This is a genomic window from Neisseria oralis (genome assembly GCF_045062685.1).
Classification (GTDB): domain Bacteria; phylum Pseudomonadota; class Gammaproteobacteria; order Burkholderiales; family Neisseriaceae; genus Neisseria; species Neisseria oralis.
Window position 1 is genome coordinate 171,445 of sequence record NZ_JBJGEB010000001.1, and the last position, 15,177, is coordinate 186,621.

Genomic DNA, 15,177 nt, shown 5'->3' on the forward strand with positions numbered 1-15,177 from the left:
CCCGACCGCCATGAACCGCCTCGACACTGCCCGCCGCCATTCCCTGTTCCTCGCCCGCCAGCTCGACAACGGCAAACTCAAGCCCGAAATCTTCCTGCCCATGTTGGACAAGGTTTTAACCGAAGCGGATTTCCAAGCCTTTGCCGACTGGGACAAAATCCGCGCGGAAGAAAACGAGGAAGAATTGGCGCGGCAGTTGCGCGAGTTGCGCCGTTATGTCGTGTCGCAGATTATCGTGCGCGATATAAACCGCATCAGCGATTTGAACGAAGTAACCCGCACGATTACGCTGTTTGCCGATTTTGCCGTCAATACCGCGCTGGATTTCGCCTACGCCTATTATCGGGACATGTACGGCACGCCGATCGGGCGTTATACCAAATCACCGCAGCATTTGAGCGTGGTGGCGATGGGCAAGGCGGGCGGCTATGAGTTGAACGTGTCTTCCGACATTGATTTGATTTTCATCTATCCCGAATCGGGCGACACCGACGGCAGGCGGGAACGCGGCAATCAGGAGTTTTTCACCAAAGTCGGGCAGAAACTGATTGCGCTGCTGAACGACATTACCGCCGACGGGCAGGTGTTCCGCGTCGATATGCGGCTGCGGCCGGACGGCGATTCGGGCGCGCTGGTATTGAGCGAAACTGCGCTGGAGCAATATTTGATTACGCAGGGACGCGAATGGGAACGCTACGCATGGTGCAAAGGCCGCGTGGTTACGCCGTATCCGAACGACATCAAATCTCTGGTGCGCCCCTTCGTGTTCCGAAAATATCTGGATTACAGCGCGTATGAAGCGATGCGGAACCTACACCGCCAAATCCGCAGCGAAGTCAGCAAAAAAGGCATGGCGGACAACATCAAACTCGGCGCGGGCGGCATCCGCGAAGTCGAATTTATCGCCCAGATTTTCCAGATGATACGTGGCGGTCAAATGCGCGCGCTGCAACTGAAAGGCACGCAGGAAACGCTGAAGAAACTTGCCGAGCTGGGCATCATGCCGTCTGAAAACGTCGAAACCCTGCTCGCCGCCTACCGCTTCCTGCGCGACGTCGAACACCGCCTGCAATACTGGGACGACCAGCAAACCCAAACCCTGCCCGCCTCGCCCGAACAGCAGCAACTGCTTGCCGAAAGCATGGGTTTCGACAGCTACGCCGCCTTTTCAGACGGCCTCAACGCCCATCGCGCCAAGGTGAATCAGTTGTTCAACGAAATTTTGAGCGAACCCGAAGAACAAACGCAAAGCAACAGCGAATGGCAGTGGGTATGGCAGGAAAAGCCCGACGAAGAAGAGCGGCAAGGCCGTCTGAAAGAACACGGGTTCGATGCCGAAACCGTCGCCACAAGGCTCGACCAAATCCGCAACGGCCATAAATACCGCCATCTCTCCGCACACGCCCAGCCGCGTTTCGACGCCATTGTGCCGTTGTTGGTACAGGCGGCGGCAGAGCAAAACAACCCGACCGATACGCTGATGCGGCTGTTTGACTTCCTCGAAAACATCAGCCGCCGCTCCGCCTATCTCGCCTTTCTCAACGAGCATCCGCAGACCTTGGCGCAACTGGCGCAGATTATGAGCCAAAGCTCATGGGTGGCGGCGTATCTGAGCAAATATCCGATTCTGCTGGACGAACTCATCAGCGCGCAGCTTTTAGATACCGCGTTCGACTGGCAAGCCCTCGCCGCCGCCCTTTCAGACGACCTCAAAGCCTGCGGCGGCGACACCGAAGCGCAAATGGACACCCTGCGCCGCTTCCAGCACGCCCAAGTCTTCCGCCTCGCCGTCCAAGACCTCGCCGGACTGTGGACCGTAGAATCCCTCTCCGACCAACTCTCCGCCCTCGCCGACACCATCCTTGCCGCCGCCCTGCCGTGCGCGTGGGCGGACATGCCCAAAAAACACCGCGATACCCCGCAATTCGCCATCGTCGGCTACGGCAAACTCGGCGGCAAAGAACTTGGCTACGCCTCCGACCTCGACCTCGTCTACCTCTACGACGATCCCCATCCTGACGCAGGCGACGTGTACAGCCGCCTCGCCCGCCGCCTGACCAACTGGCTTTCCGCCGCCACCGGCGCAGGCAGCCTCTACGAAACCGACCTGCGCCTGCGCCCCAACGGCGACGCCGGCTTCCTCGCCCACAGCATCGCCGCCTTCGAAAAATACCAGCGCGAAAACGCATGGACATGGGAACACCAGTCCCTCACCCGCGCCCGCTTCATCTGCGGCACACCCGAAATTCAGACGGCCTTCGACCGCATCCGCACCGAAATCCTCACCGCCGAACGCGACCAAACCGCCTTGGCAGGCGAAATCATCGAAATGCGCGAAAAAATGTTCCCCACCCATCCGCCGGTTGACAGCAACGTCAAATACGCGCGCGGCGGCGTGGTCGACGTCGAATTTATCGTCCAATACCTCATCCTTGCCCATGCCCGCCGATATCCGCAACTCCTCGACAACTACGGCAACATCGCCCTCTTGAACATCGCCGCCGACTGCGGCCTCATCGACAAAACCCTCGCCGAACAAAGCCGCACCGCCTACCGCTTCTACCGCCAGCAGCAACACAACACCAAACTGCGCGATGCGGAAAAAACCGAAGTAACCGACGAATTGCTGGCACATTACGGCAATGTCAGGAAATTGTGGCGGGAAGTGTTCGGCAGGGAAGTGAAGTTCGGGTAAAGAAAGAAACTCAAAGGCCGTCTGAAAACAGATTTCCGTTTTCAGACGGCCTTTTTTAGGGTTTATATAGCTAAAACACCTAATTGTTTGATGCGGTACTTACCCACTGTCGTCATCCCCACCTCCGCCCATGCGCAGCAGGTTCGGACAAATCATTTAAATTTATTTTTATTGAAAACTTTTTGCAAAACGATATTCAGGGGCACGAATATTAAAACGGCCAGCGACGTTACCTTCAAAGACTGCATGAAATCATGAAATATCAGAAAATAGGTTGCGATAAGCGTAAATACAAAAACGAAAACTGCCGTTACAAGTATAAAAAGATTGAATTTCATCACATCGGCATCCTTAATTTTATCAAGCATGAAACCGTAAAATTTCAACTAATTAAATCTTGAATGACTATGTCGGACTTGTGCCGAAAAGCACGAGTCCGACCACCTTGCTACAAGATTCTGTTTCGGGGATTATTCCCAACCATCTGAAACCACAGTGGAACCGAAGCCTCCGACAAATCCACCGGCTGCAGCTGCGGCTGCAACTCCCGGCCCGCCTGTCAGACCGGCTACTCCGGCACTCAATCCAGTTACTGCGCCAACCGCAACAGCCTTACCCCATTGAACTTTATCCCAATTAAACCCACCGGCAACCAAACTCAATTCATCCATAGAAAGAGTACGGATTTCAGTTTTGTCTGCGTAAAATGCTTGCATAATATTCTCCTATCGAAGTGAATTAATCAAATACATCGTACTGGCGTACCAACCGACCATAATCCGATTTTTATTTTTTTTATTTTGTTCGCTTCTTTCAGGTTAAATTCAGAAAATACATTTATATTTATTTTAACTTCATATACATACAAAAATATATGTGATGCTCACATACAAAATAAAACTGATAAATTTAAAAATACAGCAGCACCACAACGGGCATAACAGCCCGACCGACCTTTGTTTTCAGACGGCCTCATATTTCCATTAAAATACCGTATTCCCATTTTCAGACGGCCTTTTTAGGTTTGATTGCCAATTAACCGACTCCGATACGGCACTTGCCGGATACCGTTATTCCCGTCTGCACGGGAATAACCGGGCTTAATAAACGGTCGTATCGGAAGTTAAGTTAATCCGCTATTGCTCAAATGCGATTTGCAGCCTTGATTTTACAGCAAACCAGCCTGACCCAATGCGGGGTCGGTCGCGCGGGCGGCTTGTGCGTCTTCAACGGTCAACCCTAAGGCTTTCGCCACGCCTTCGCCGTAGGCGGGGTCGCAACGGTGGCAGTTGCGGATGTGGCGGTATTTGATGAAGTCGGGCGCGTCGCCCATTGCAGCGGCGGTGTTGTCGAACAAAGCCTGTTTCTGCGCGTCGTTCATCAGGTTAAACAAGGCGCGCGGTTGGCTGAAGTAGTCGTCATCGTCTTGGCGGTAGTCCCAGTGCGCCGCGTCGCCTTTGATTTTCAAAGGCGGTTCGGCGAAGTCGGGCTGTTGCTGCCATTGGCCGAAGCTGTTGGGTTCGTAGTGCGGCAGGCTGCCGTAGTTGCCGTCGGCGCGGCCTTGTCCATCGCGCTGGTTGCTGTGGACGGGGCAACGCGGGCGGTTGACGGGAATTTGGCGGAAGTTTACCCCCAGGCGGTAGCGTTGCGCGTCGGCGTAATTGAACAAACGGGCTTGCAGCATTTTGTCGGGGCTGGCGCCGATACCGGGAACAAGGTTGCTCGGTGCAAAGGCGGATTGTTCCACATCGGCGAAGAAGTTTTCGGGATTGCGGTTCAACTCGAATTCGCCCACTTCGATCAACGGATAGTCTTTTTTCGGCCAAACTTTGGTCAGGTCGAAGGGATGATACGGTACTTTTTCCGCATCGGCTTCAGGCATGACTTGGATGTACATCGTCCATTTCGGAAACTCGCCGCGTTCGATGGCTTCGTACAGGTCGCGCTGGTGGCTTTCGCGGTCGTCGGCGATGATTTTTGCGGCTTCTTCGTTGGTCAGGTTTTTAATGCCTTGCTGGCTGCGGAAATGGAATTTCACCCAAAAACGCTCGCCCGCTTCGTTCCAGAAGCTGTAAGTATGCGAACCGAAGCCGTGCATATGGCGGTAGCTGGCGGGGATACCGCGGTCGCTCATGACGATGGTGACTTGGTGCAGGGCTTCGGGCAGCAGCGTCCAGAAGTCCCAGTTGTTCGTGGCGGAGCGCATATTGGTGCGCGGGTCGCGTTTAACCGCCTTGTTCAAGTCGGGGAATTTGCGCGGGTCACGCAGGAAGAACACAGGCGTGTTGTTGCCGACCATATCCCAGTTGCCTTCTTCGGTATAGAACTTCAACGCAAAGCCGCGGATGTCGCGTTCCGCATCGGCTGCGCCGCGCTCGCCTGCCACGGTGGTGAAACGGGCGAACATCTCGGTTTGCTTGCCGACTTCGCTGAAGATTTTGGCGCGGGTGTATTTCGTGATGTCGTGCGTCACAGTAAACGTACCGAACGCGCCCGAACCTTTGGCGTGCATACGGCGTTCGGGGATGACTTCGCGCACGAAGTCGGCAAGTTTTTCATTCAGCCACAAATCCTGCGCCAGCAACGGGCCGCGCGCGCCTGCGGTCAGGCTGTTTTGATTGTCGGCAACTGGGGCGCCGTTGTTCATGGTGAGATGGGTTACAGGGCATTTTTGGGTCATGGTTTGTGTTCCTTTTGCTTCGTTGGCGGGTAAAGCAGCTTACAGCGCAATTTGGCAGAAAGCGCATTCGTAACTTGCTTCTCAGTTAAAATAGATTTTTTAAATAGATATTTAATTCTCTTTTTGTTTAAACTATGCATCGAACTATACAGGAATATTTTAACTATTACAACACTGGAATCGATTTACAATACATATCAATCTACAACCCCATGACTTAAAAACCGCACCAATCCATTGAAATAATTGCCGGCAGGCCGTCTGAAACGGCAGCCTGCGCGGTTTCGGCCGTAAATAAAAATCCTGCAACGCCGCATTGCCTTGTATCATTCCCTATTTGTTTCATAACCCATTTTTCAGACGGCCTCTCCCTATGTTTCCCGACCAATCCGCCCCCAATCTGCTGCAAGGCTTGAACCCCGAACAACTCTCCGCCGTAACCTGGCCGCCGCAATCCGCCCTCGTTTTGGCGGGCGCGGGCAGCGGCAAAACGCGCGTGCTGACCACGCGCATCGCGTGGCTTTTGCAAACCGGTCAGGCAAGCGTACACAGCATCATGGCGGTAACGTTTACCAACAAAGCCGCCAAAGAAATGCAAACCCGTCTCGGCGCGATGATTCCCATCAACGTCCGCGCCATGTGGCTCGGCACGTTCCACGGCTTGTGCCACCGCTTTCTACGGCTGCACCACCGCGACGCCGGCCTGCCGTCTTCCTTTCAAATCCTCGACAGCGGCGACCAGCTTTCCCTCATCAAACGCCTGCTCAAAAGCCTCAACATCGCCGAAGAAATCATCGCCCCTCGTTCGCTGCAAGGCTTTATCAACGCGCAAAAAGAATCCGGTTTGCGCGCTTCCGTGTTGAGCGCGCCCGACCCGCATACAAGCCGCATGATTGAGTGCTACGCCGAATACGACAAAATCTGCCAACGCGAAGGCGTGGTCGATTTCGCCGAACTCATGCTCCGCAGCTACGAGATGCTGCAAAGCAACGAAATCCTGCGCCAGCACTACCAAAACCGCTTCAACCACATTCTGGTCGATGAGTTCCAAGACACCAACAAACTGCAATACGCCTGGCTCAAACTTATGGCGGGCGGCAACGCGGCGGTATTTGCCGTCGGCGACGACGACCAAAGCATCTACCGGTTCCGCGGCGCGCACGTCGGCAACATGACCGCGCTGATGGAAGAGTTCCACATCGACGCGCCCGTCAAACTCGAACAAAACTACCGCTCCGTCGGCAACATCCTTGCCGCCGCCAATGCCGTGATTGAAAACAACGACGAACGCCTCGGCAAAAACCTGCGCACCGATGCCGAAGCAGGCGACAAAATCCGCTACTACTCCGCCTTTACCGACCTCGAAGAAGCCCAATTCATCGTTGACGAAACCAAAGCCCTCGAACGCGAAGGCTGGGATTTGGACGAAATCGCCGTCCTCTACCGCAGCAACGCCCAATCCCGCGTCATCGAACAAAGCCTGTTCCGCAGCGGCATCCCCTACAAAATCTACGGCGGCCTGCGCTTTTACGAACGCCAAGAAATCAAACACGCACTCGCCTACCTGCGCCTCGCCGTCAATCCCGACGACGACAACGCCCTCTTGCGCGTCATCAACTTCCCGCCGCGCGGCATCGGCGCGCGCACTATTGAAAACCTTCAGACGGCCTCCAGCGAACAAGGCATCACCCTCTGGCAGGCAGTCTGCAACGCCGGCGCAAAAGCCGCCAAAGTCGCCGCCTTCGTCCGCCTGATTGAAGCCCTGCGCAACCAAGTCGGACAACTGCCACTGCCCGAAATCATCGTCGGCATCCTCAAAGACAGCGGCCTGACCGAACACTACCGAACCCCAAAAGGCGACAACCAAGACCGCCTCGACAACCTCGACGAACTCGTCAACGCCGCCATCGAGTTCAAACCCGAAGACAGCAACTTCGAAATCCTGCCTGAAAACATTTCAGACGACCCTGCCCTCCCCATCCTCGCCTTCCTAAGCAACGCCGCCCTCGAATCCGGCGAAAACCAAGCAGGCACGGGCGAAAAAGCTGTCCAACTCATGACCGTCCACGCCGCCAAAGGCTTGGAATTCAACGCCGTCTTTCTCACCGGCATGGAAGAAGGCAGGTTCCCCAGCGAGATGAGCCTTGCCGAACGCGGCGGCCTCGAAGAAGAACGCCGCCTCATGTACGTCGCCATCACCCGCGCCCGCAAACGCCTCTACATCACCATGGCGCAGCAAAGAATGCTGCACGGGCAAACCCAATTCGGCATCGTCTCCCGCTTCGTCGAAGAAATCCCGCCCGAAGTGCTGCACTACCTGTCCGTCAAAAAAACCGCCTACGACAGCTACGGTAACACGCGCCAAACCGCCGTACAACGAGACAAAATCCTCGATGACTTCAAACAGCCGCAAACCTACGCAGGCTTCCGCATCGGACAAAACGTCCGCCACGCCAAATTCGGTACCGGCGTGATTATCGACGCCGTGGACAAAGGCGAATCCGCCCGACTGACCATCAACTTCGGCAAACAGGGCGTGAAAGAGCTGGATACCAAGTTTGCGAAATTGGAAGAGATGTGAAAAGGGAGATGGCAGAGGTCGTCTGAAACCCGTAGCGTGGGCTTTGCCCGCGAATCAAACCCAAAATTTCAGACGGCCTCTTTTACCCAACATTATCGTGGGCAAAGCCCACGCTACGATGTACACCGACAGGGCAAAAGGCCGTCTGAAAACGAGAGGAGCAATTTTTGCCGAAACCTCCGCCGTCATTCCCGCGCAGGTGGGAATCCAGAAGTTTGAGGTCGCAGCAGCCTTGAAATATTTCTGAAATACCAAGGTCTGGATTCCCGCCTGCGCGGGAATGACGAACGGAAAAACGCAGGTGGGTCGGACATTCATGCCCGACCTACGGCTTAGGCTAGTGAATTACCTGCTCAAGTCAATCCAACGATTATGGTTAATTTAGAGAAAAACAATGGAACAAACATACAAGAAGATAGACATGGACACCGCAGTATCCATGCTGAAAGACCATCAGTTATGGCTTTCAAGTGGTGGTAAAGAAGGTAAACAAGCTGTTTTTACGGGATATGATTTAAGCGGTTTAGATTCAGATTATGCAGAAGCGTATAAGGCGGCGCGAACTTTAGCACCTTTTCGGAAAATCTTTGACACCTAGTTAGGCCGCGCTATAAGGTAGAACTTTGATACCGCCCGCCGTTTAGGCGGGTTAATCTATTTTATAAATCATATTGTCCTGATACTCGATGCCTTTGCCCATCTTGGCATCTAGTGAAACGATATTGTAGCCGCTGAAGCGCCGGTATTTGTCCGGTTCGCACTCTTGCAAAAATTGGAAGTAGTCCAGCGCCTCGCTACGGGTGGAGCTAAATAGGATAAACGGTGGGCGCATATACTGAATCATACGCAGGAAGCTAACCATATTAAAGTATTTATCAGCGGCATACGCACCCTGAGCAGTGGACACATAAGGCGGGTCTAATACCAGCAGAGTATTGGGGTTATGCTGATGCTCAGCCATCAAAAGATTATAGTCTTGCCGGGTGATTTCGAGGCCGTCTAAATAGTCGGCAGCGATGGAGTACGGGGATTGGCGTACCTTATTGTAGAACTCAAACCCCAGCAATTGTTCAAGCGAATTTGCCTGTTTGGCACTAAATAAAAGCCATGATGAAAGTACGCGCACATCAATGTGGCCTTGGAAATTAGTGATTGTTTGTTGCACTGATCGGGTGCGTTCAGGGTCTAGCCTTGAGCCTTTGGGGATGCCGCCAACTATCTGCGCGATTTGTTCACGCAAACGGTTGTAATCTGGGATGTGCCGCAGGCGGTCTGAGTAGTTGTCATAGTCGTTGTAAATTACCCGCGCCTGCGGTTTGATACGTTTTGCAACGTGTGCCAACAGGCCGCTGCCGCCGAATACGTCTACAATTGTCCAATGTTTGCCGTCAGCTGGAATTTGCGACAATACTTTAGTGAAGTGTTTAATGAAATATCGCTTCTGTCCGACGAATGGCAGCGGGGCCGTTGAGTGGTATTTTTGCATCATTTTTACTTACTCTCCGACACTCTCGCTGGTGTTCTGAAATCAGTTTTAAAATGATGCTCAACGGCATTCTTAGTAATGGTTGTCTAGTTGAAAGTATTAACCGTTTTACAACGGTTACACTTGATTTGTACGTTACCGCTGCCTTTGGCCAACAGTTTTTTGCAGTAGACACAACGTAATTCACGATAATAAACCATGTCGCATTAACTCCGTTTAGGTTAGAATTACCGCCGCTTAGCTAGGCAAAGCGGCCTTGAAGTCAATGCAGGGTACATCTGCTTGGCTGGCGTGCCGGTGCTCGCAACACAGACACGTCGCCGCTCCTCTTTATTTAAAACTTTCTAAATTACTTTGTTTCCTCCATTTTCTCAGACGGCCTATCTTTAGTTGATACCGCGGCATATAGGGCTTGCGGGCTGTATCGGCACGGGTTAGTGTAGCCTATTACATATGCGCACCATTCGCTGCAAAACCAGCGGCTTTTGCTGTGTGGTGATTTGAGTACCACGCCAATCGCACCTAGCCAGTCGTAACCTGCCCCGTGTGTACGGTGGAACAAGCGGCTGGCCGATATGGCAACAGATTGCGGCAGCGGGATTAAGTCCCATTTATCAGCAGACAGCGGCATGGTTTTAATGCGCACCCCGCCGTCTCTCGCGCTAGACGAATAACAATCAAACAGGCCGTCGCGTGGGTGCTTAACAGCGATTTCACAATGGCTGTACGGGCTGCATGTTGCCAATCGTACAACGCTGTCGGCAATGCGTTTAACCACATCGCGCGGGGTGTTGATTGCGGCTTTGCCTTTATAGAGTGCCAAATAGACTTGAACCATTCAGACGGCCTCCGGCAGTGTGAATACGACTGCAATCTTATCAAGCGCGGCCTGAGTTTTCGCTGCTTCGATTTTGCTTTGCAGCGCTTGTCGTTGACCTGCCACATGTGCGGTCAGCTTTTCATAAGCGAGCGTTTTTCGCAGTGCGGCCTCTTTGAGCTTATCTGCATCAATGCCACGACTAGCGGCGATTTGGTCTAATATGGGAGTAGACGCGGTCTTATCCGTCGCCCACGCCCGCACCTCTGCCGCTTGGAGTGCCCATGTCTGTACCTCGAAATCAGGCACCTTGTCGATTTCGGCGGCAGTATTGATAAAGGCTTGTGCCACAGAGTTTAAGCGGCTGATTTTGGCGGATTTGAGTACAGACAAATCAACGCTTTCCGCGCCGGTAAGGCTCACTCCTTCCGGCAATTCGCCCGCCTTGTCCCAGAATATTTCGCGGCCGTTGCTATAAACAATCTGCCCGCGGTAATCGGGGATAATTTCCCATTTCGAACCATTCCATCGGGCGGCTTTTCCGTCTGAATATTCGGGCAATTCGGCCTCGATACTTTGTCGGCCGTCGTCAAAATATTGCTCTTCTACGAACAGGCCGTCTGAATCAATTACACATCTTGTCATTTTTTCAATTCCTTGATTTCGGTTTCTAATGTTTCAATTCTTGCGGCCATTTCTTGAATCGCTTTAGTCAAAACTGGGATGAACGTTTCGTATTCGATGGTGTATGTATCGTTCTTTTCATTTACCATCGGCAGGCGGCCATATTCATCTTCCAGCGCGGCAATGTCCTGGGCGATAAACCAATGCTGCAAGCGGTCTTCTTTATGGCGGCCGTCTTTTGTTGGGTTCTTCCACCATTCGCGGACTTTGACTGCGCGTTCTTCCTCTGGCAAATCGGCAAATAATTCGTCAACATAAGCATCGCGTCGGTCGTAATAGCCCGTGACCGGCTTTAATTTCATGACAAATTGCAGGCCGTTTTTCAGCGGCTTGACGTCAGCCTTGTCGCGGCCGTCTGAGCGGATGTTCACGGCTGTCGGCGCGTATAAGGTTTGCCCCGTGGAGCCGATTTGGATTTCATTGTCGCCATTTAGGCGCGCACCGTAGCCGATTGCGATTGAGTTTGTGATTTTTCCGCTTAATACAGTACCTTGTACATTCCGATAACCCGCGGAATCGCCAATAAATACGCTTTGTTCACTACTGATTGTAGGACCGCACCAGTAGCCGACGGCCACGCTAGACAGGTGGGTACCATTCCGCAGTGCCGATGCACCAATGGCAACTGTCTTTTGCGGGTTATCGCTGGATAACATCGCATCAGCGCCAATTACCGTCGTATATGCGCCGCTTACCGCATTCTTAAGTGCATTGGTACCGATTACTGTCAATTCTTCGTTTTTCGCGGCCGACGATGATGTCGAATAAACATATTTAAGTTCTGCGTTACCCGATGCGTTAAGCTCTTTCGGGCTGCGGATGGTGAGGCTGTTGCCTGCCGCTGCTGTTACTTCTACCGGTACAACATCACCTTGCACAGTTGCAGCATCGCCTGAAGTCAGACGGATGCCTACCCAGTAACCGACTTGAGCGCCTCGAATATTGCCAAAGCTCAACGTAATATCATGGCCGTTCTGAATATAACTGCCGCTTTCCGTTCCGTTCCAGAGTACATCACCGCCATTCGGCGCACGGGTGCGCTCTAGGTTTTCTAAGGCCGCCGCGCCGAGTACGGTTACTTTTTCCGCAGTTTTGGCATTTTTTGCCGCACCACCGCCGACCGCGGTTTGTGCATCTCGGCCTTGGTACATCTGTAGCGCCGACTCGCCAATGGCAACAGTTCGAGAAGTTGGCGACGACCAAAAAACTTCGATGTCGCCCGTTAAGCCAATCGGCGCAGTACCTGCCAACGCGGCCGAACCTAAGGCAACATTTGAATAGCCTGTACCTAATCCCTGCCCGGCATTGCGCCCGATTGACACATTAGCGTAACCGCTGGTAATGCCGCGTCCTGCATTGCCGCCGATACCGATGTTTCGTGTGCCAGACATGCGGGATTGTTCATACCATTCGGTGTCTGCTTGCACGTTAATCAAACTGTCCGCGCCGATAGCGATATTGTCTCGGCTGATACGGGAAAAGCCCTGAGCGCGGTCACCGATGGCGATTGCCGAAACGCATTTTTCAGTTTTCCCCATCGCGCCCTCGCCGATGACCACTACGCCAGCGCCGGTCCACTCTCCCGACTTGAGGCTTGCCGCTGCGCCGCTGCCTGCAATAAACCGACCGATTCCGTTGCGGATGGCTTGATATTGAACATCGACAGTTTTGCCGTTAATCACAAACTTGCCGTTTGTGTATTTGTTTTTTTGCGGGTAGTTGCTACCCGTATCAATAGATAAACCTAAGCAGTCGACAACAATGCCAAGCGCGGCGGTTTCAGCGGCATTTAAAGTTGCGAGTGCATTGTTTTTGCTGGCCACATAGCCAAAATCATGCAGGTTAAGCACCCCTGAAAACACACGCTTCCAGCGCGTGCCGTCGGTAGAAACAATAACGGTACAGCCGTTATCAGCGGTAGATTTATCGGCTTTATCCGCCACAAATACGCCGCCGCCCACTGTTGTATTGGCGTGATAGGCGTTGACGTTCACATAGCCTGTGCCGCTGTATTTACGCAGAGCATCAATACTGGCAACCTGCGAAGCATCGGCGGCCAGCGTTTTAATGGCCGATAAGACTTGGGCATGGTCGGCTTTGTTAGGCTCAATGCCAACCGCGTTTAAAATGCTGTACAACTCGCCTTGTAACTGGTTCAGCCACCATGCGGGTACGGGAGTCCCGGGCGTGCGGCGGTCGCCGTCGACAAATTGCTTATTCGGGGTTTGGATTAAGTCCATTTTTATACCTCTTCTTCATATTCAAAGCGGCAATACGTCCATGCCGGTTTTAATTCTTCAAACATCGTTTCGATAATCGGGTCGGTGTACACACTGATGCGGTCGCCTGCACGGCTTTGACCGGCGCGGAAAATATAGGCGGTGGCTTTGCCGTCGGCGATGTCGACGCACCAACGCCAGATGGCGTCTTCGGTATTCAAACAATCACCCGCACAGCTTTCGCCGGCGCGGAATTGGTCTTCTTCGTAAATAGTGACGGTGTAGCCTGCCGATTCGGCGATGGCGGTAAAGTAGGCAATACTCAAACCGCCCAAGGCATTGAGTTTGGCCAGCACGGCATCAGTACGTTGTTGGGTATTGGCTCCGGCAGGTGGGGTGATGGCCAGCAGCTCTTCCCAGCGGTACAGGTAATCGTTTTCCGCATCAGGGAACGGAGCATTTTTCACTCCTTCCGCATGGTCGGCCACAATATCAAACACACCCGCTTCGGCTTTGATTTCTGCCGTTTCTCCTACGGTGTCGTAGCTGACGGGCGGGCGCATGGCGGCGAGTAAGGTTTGATGGCTCACGTGGTGTACTCCACGTTAATACTGCCCGGGCGCAGCCAGTAAATATCTTCGGCACTCTCCTGAGGCTTGATATTGCCCACAGGGGCGGTTAAGACACGGTCTCGCACGCCGTACACCTCGCTGATTATGGTTTCCAACTGGCTTTTAATGAGGGTGTCTCCGGGCTTTAACGCATCAAAATAGGCGTTTACAGCTGACTTGATGGCAGCGGTGGCCGTATCGGTATCGGTGCCGCTGCTTAAAGTAATGGTGACGGCCATATTCACGGTTTGGATACTGGGCGCAAGGGCTAGAAAGCCGTTTTTACGGGTAACAGGTCGCACCGCATCGACATGAGCCTGTACGGCGGCCAGTGTTTCTGCGCTGGGAATACCGTTTTCACCCAAAATAACGGCATCGACAAAGCCGTTACCACGACGCAAAGGGTAGATAAAGGCATCAACCACACCCGGCACTTCCAAGCACCAATTGCGGAAGTCGTATTGATTACCGCCCGCAGCGGGTCGGCGCAGACGTTCTTCATATCGTGCCAACAGGCTCTCATCGCTTTCGGCATCTGTACCACCGACCATCGTTAGCAAGACGGCGGAACTGTCAATCCCCGCAGGTACGCTTTGCAGCGTAGCCGCGGATTCGGCGGTTTGATTTTGAGCACTACCCGCAACAGTGGCGATAACGGCTATTTCGGCACTTCCAAGCGCACCGATAACGGCGGATTCGGCGGTTAAATACACCTTATCGCCCACATTGATCTGTTGGCCAACCGGCACCGTTGCGCCGACCGCGCCGCGAACACGCACCTTGCCGCCCGCGAAGGTGGCGGTTTTTCGGTAGATGCCGTATTTAGCGGCATGTTTTTCTAGGTAGGCGCTGTCTGCGGTATCGGCAAAGGCTTGGCGCAAAATCCACTCCTGATGCTGGTATTGGCCTTCGCCCACTGCGGCAATGGCGGTGGCGCGTACATGGTTGTCGCTGCCCGCGTGTACATGGGCGGCAGGGTTTTGGTTTTGCAGGTCGCGCAGATAGTTGGCGCGGATTTGCTCTAAATTCAGTGCCTGCGTCATATCACGGCTACCTTGTGGTTCAGGGTTACTGTATCGCCCGCGGCATCGACGGCTTCAATATGCAGCTTCAGCCAGCCGTGCTGCGGGGCGGATGCGGTTACTTGGATGGATTGGGCGCGTTTGGACTGAATCACGGGCTGCAAGGCTTGCTCGGCGTACTGCTTGGCCAGTACTTCGATGCGCTTTAAATGCTTTTGGCGGCGCAATTCGTGCAGGCGGCTGCCGAGCGTGCGGTCTGCCCAGTAACTGCCCAAGGGCGTGACCAAGCGGATATACAACTCGTTTTCGATGGATTGGGCGGATTGGTTGACCACATAGCCGCCCGTTTGGGGATTAAGCAAAGCGTCCATACCTTTATTTT

General features: G+C 53.5%; 14 protein-coding genes. 4 read left to right on the plus strand and 10 right to left on the minus strand.

The genetic code is table 11. The features are described from left to right. Nucleotides 1-10: 10 nt before the first annotated feature. Nucleotides 11-2,695 (plus strand): bifunctional [glutamate--ammonia ligase]-adenylyl-L-tyrosine phosphorylase/[glutamate--ammonia-ligase] adenylyltransferase, encoded by a 2,685-nt coding sequence (glnE, locus tag ACI43T_RS00795; RefSeq protein ID WP_405385263.1) that lies wholly within the window; start codon nucleotides 11-13, stop codon nucleotides 2,693-2,695. 470 nt (nucleotides 2,696-3,165) lie between these two features. Here glnE and ACI43T_RS00800 read toward each other — a convergent pair whose 3' ends face one another. After that, nucleotides 3,166-3,411: a Blp family class II bacteriocin gene (locus ACI43T_RS00800; protein WP_009174284.1), complete on the minus strand. Its 246-nt coding sequence runs from the start codon at nucleotides 3,409-3,411 to the stop codon at nucleotides 3,166-3,168. A gap of 452 nt (nucleotides 3,412-3,863) precedes the next feature. Further along, a complete protein-coding gene (gene katA / locus ACI43T_RS00805) occupies nucleotides 3,864-5,375 on the minus strand; it encodes a catalase KatA (protein ID WP_405385264.1) in 1,512 nt (503 codons plus the stop codon). 373 nt (nucleotides 5,376-5,748) lie between these two features. Here katA and uvrD point away from each other — a divergent pair, with 373 nt between their 5' ends. The 3 genes from uvrD to ACI43T_RS00820 all read left to right on the plus strand — a co-directional run bounded on the left by uvrD (nucleotide 5,749) and on the right by ACI43T_RS00820 (nucleotide 8,554). Next, entirely contained in the window at nucleotides 5,749-7,956 is a 2,208-nt protein-coding gene (uvrD, locus tag ACI43T_RS00810) for a DNA helicase II (protein WP_405385265.1), read from the plus strand. Between the two features lie 97 nt (nucleotides 7,957-8,053). Continuing rightward, the gene (locus tag ACI43T_RS00815; RefSeq protein WP_405385266.1) at nucleotides 8,054-8,203 is read left to right on the plus strand and encodes a hypothetical protein; all 150 of its coding nucleotides are present in this window, start codon (nucleotides 8,054-8,056) and stop codon (nucleotides 8,201-8,203) included. Nucleotides 8,204-8,377: 174 nt separating this feature from the next. Continuing rightward, the gene (locus ACI43T_RS00820) at nucleotides 8,378-8,554 is read left to right on the plus strand and encodes a hypothetical protein (protein ID WP_405385267.1); all 177 of its coding nucleotides are present in this window, start codon (nucleotides 8,378-8,380) and stop codon (nucleotides 8,552-8,554) included. A gap of 51 nt (nucleotides 8,555-8,605) precedes the next feature. On the opposite strand, the gene ACI43T_RS00825 is transcribed toward ACI43T_RS00820, so the two are convergent. The 8 genes from ACI43T_RS00825 to ACI43T_RS00860 all read right to left on the minus strand — a co-directional run bounded on the left by ACI43T_RS00825 (nucleotide 8,606) and on the right by ACI43T_RS00860 (nucleotide 15,166). After that, on the minus strand, nucleotides 8,606-9,445 hold the full coding sequence (locus tag ACI43T_RS00825) for a DNA adenine methylase (RefSeq protein ID WP_009173248.1): 840 nt from the start codon (nucleotides 9,443-9,445) through the stop codon (nucleotides 8,606-8,608). Nucleotides 9,446-9,528: 83 nt separating this feature from the next. Continuing rightward, nucleotides 9,529-9,642, minus strand: a complete 114-nt coding sequence (locus ACI43T_RS00830) for a zinc finger domain-containing protein (RefSeq protein WP_405385268.1) — start codon at nucleotides 9,640-9,642, stop codon at nucleotides 9,529-9,531. 149 nt (nucleotides 9,643-9,791) lie between these two features. Next, nucleotides 9,792-10,280 (minus strand): hypothetical protein, encoded by a 489-nt coding sequence (locus ACI43T_RS00835; RefSeq protein ID WP_405385269.1) that lies wholly within the window; start codon nucleotides 10,278-10,280, stop codon nucleotides 9,792-9,794. Continuing rightward, entirely contained in the window at nucleotides 10,281-10,904 is a 624-nt protein-coding gene (locus ACI43T_RS00840) for a hypothetical protein (protein ID WP_405385270.1), read from the minus strand. Next, complete coding sequence (locus ACI43T_RS00845) at nucleotides 10,901-13,183, minus strand: tail fiber domain-containing protein (RefSeq protein WP_405385271.1); 2,283 nt, start codon at nucleotides 13,181-13,183, stop codon at nucleotides 10,901-10,903. The genes ACI43T_RS00840 and ACI43T_RS00845 overlap by 4 nt, the downstream gene beginning before the upstream one ends. A gap of 2 nt (nucleotides 13,184-13,185) precedes the next feature. Further along, nucleotides 13,186-13,752, minus strand: a complete 567-nt coding sequence (locus ACI43T_RS00850) for a YmfQ family protein (RefSeq protein ID WP_009173245.1) — start codon at nucleotides 13,750-13,752, stop codon at nucleotides 13,186-13,188. Beyond that, nucleotides 13,749-14,816 (minus strand): baseplate J/gp47 family protein, encoded by a 1,068-nt coding sequence (locus tag ACI43T_RS00855; RefSeq protein ID WP_405385272.1) that lies wholly within the window; start codon nucleotides 14,814-14,816, stop codon nucleotides 13,749-13,751. Before ACI43T_RS00855 ends, ACI43T_RS00850 begins: the two co-directional genes overlap by 4 nt. Continuing rightward, nucleotides 14,813-15,166 (minus strand): phage GP46 family protein, encoded by a 354-nt coding sequence (locus tag ACI43T_RS00860; RefSeq protein ID WP_002212752.1) that lies wholly within the window; start codon nucleotides 15,164-15,166, stop codon nucleotides 14,813-14,815. Before ACI43T_RS00860 ends, ACI43T_RS00855 begins: the two co-directional genes overlap by 4 nt. Nucleotides 15,167-15,177: the final 11 nt, after the last annotated feature.

Excerpts from the sequence above, each read along its gene's own strand:
- glnE (WP_405385263.1), top strand. The coding sequence starts at position 11 with ATGAACCGCCTCGACACTGCCCGCCGCCATTCCCTGTTCCTCGCCCGC.
- ACI43T_RS00825 (WP_009173248.1), bottom strand. The coding sequence starts at position 9,445 with ATGATGCAAAAATACCACTCAACGGCCCCGCTGCCATTCGTCGGACAG.
- ACI43T_RS00860 (WP_002212752.1), bottom strand. The coding sequence starts at position 15,166 with ATGGACGCTTTGCTTAATCCCCAAACGGGCGGCTATGTGGTCAACCAA.
- uvrD (WP_405385265.1), top strand. The coding sequence starts at position 5,749 with ATGTTTCCCGACCAATCCGCCCCCAATCTGCTGCAAGGCTTGAACCCC.
- ACI43T_RS00855 (WP_405385272.1), bottom strand. The coding sequence starts at position 14,816 with ATGACGCAGGCACTGAATTTAGAGCAAATCCGCGCCAACTATCTGCGC.
- ACI43T_RS00835 (WP_405385269.1), bottom strand. The coding sequence starts at position 10,280 with ATGGTTCAAGTCTATTTGGCACTCTATAAAGGCAAAGCCGCAATCAAC.
- katA (WP_405385264.1), bottom strand. The coding sequence starts at position 5,375 with ATGACCCAAAAATGCCCTGTAACCCATCTCACCATGAACAACGGCGCC.
- ACI43T_RS00830 (WP_405385268.1), bottom strand. The coding sequence starts at position 9,642 with ATGGTTTATTATCGTGAATTACGTTGTGTCTACTGCAAAAAACTGTTG.
- ACI43T_RS00840 (WP_405385270.1), bottom strand. The coding sequence starts at position 10,904 with ATGACAAGATGTGTAATTGATTCAGACGGCCTGTTCGTAGAAGAGCAA.
- ACI43T_RS00820 (WP_405385267.1), top strand. The coding sequence starts at position 8,378 with ATGGACACCGCAGTATCCATGCTGAAAGACCATCAGTTATGGCTTTCA.
- ACI43T_RS00800 (WP_009174284.1), bottom strand. The coding sequence starts at position 3,411 with ATGCAAGCATTTTACGCAGACAAAACTGAAATCCGTACTCTTTCTATG.
- ACI43T_RS00845 (WP_405385271.1), bottom strand. The coding sequence starts at position 13,183 with ATGGACTTAATCCAAACCCCGAATAAGCAATTTGTCGACGGCGACCGC.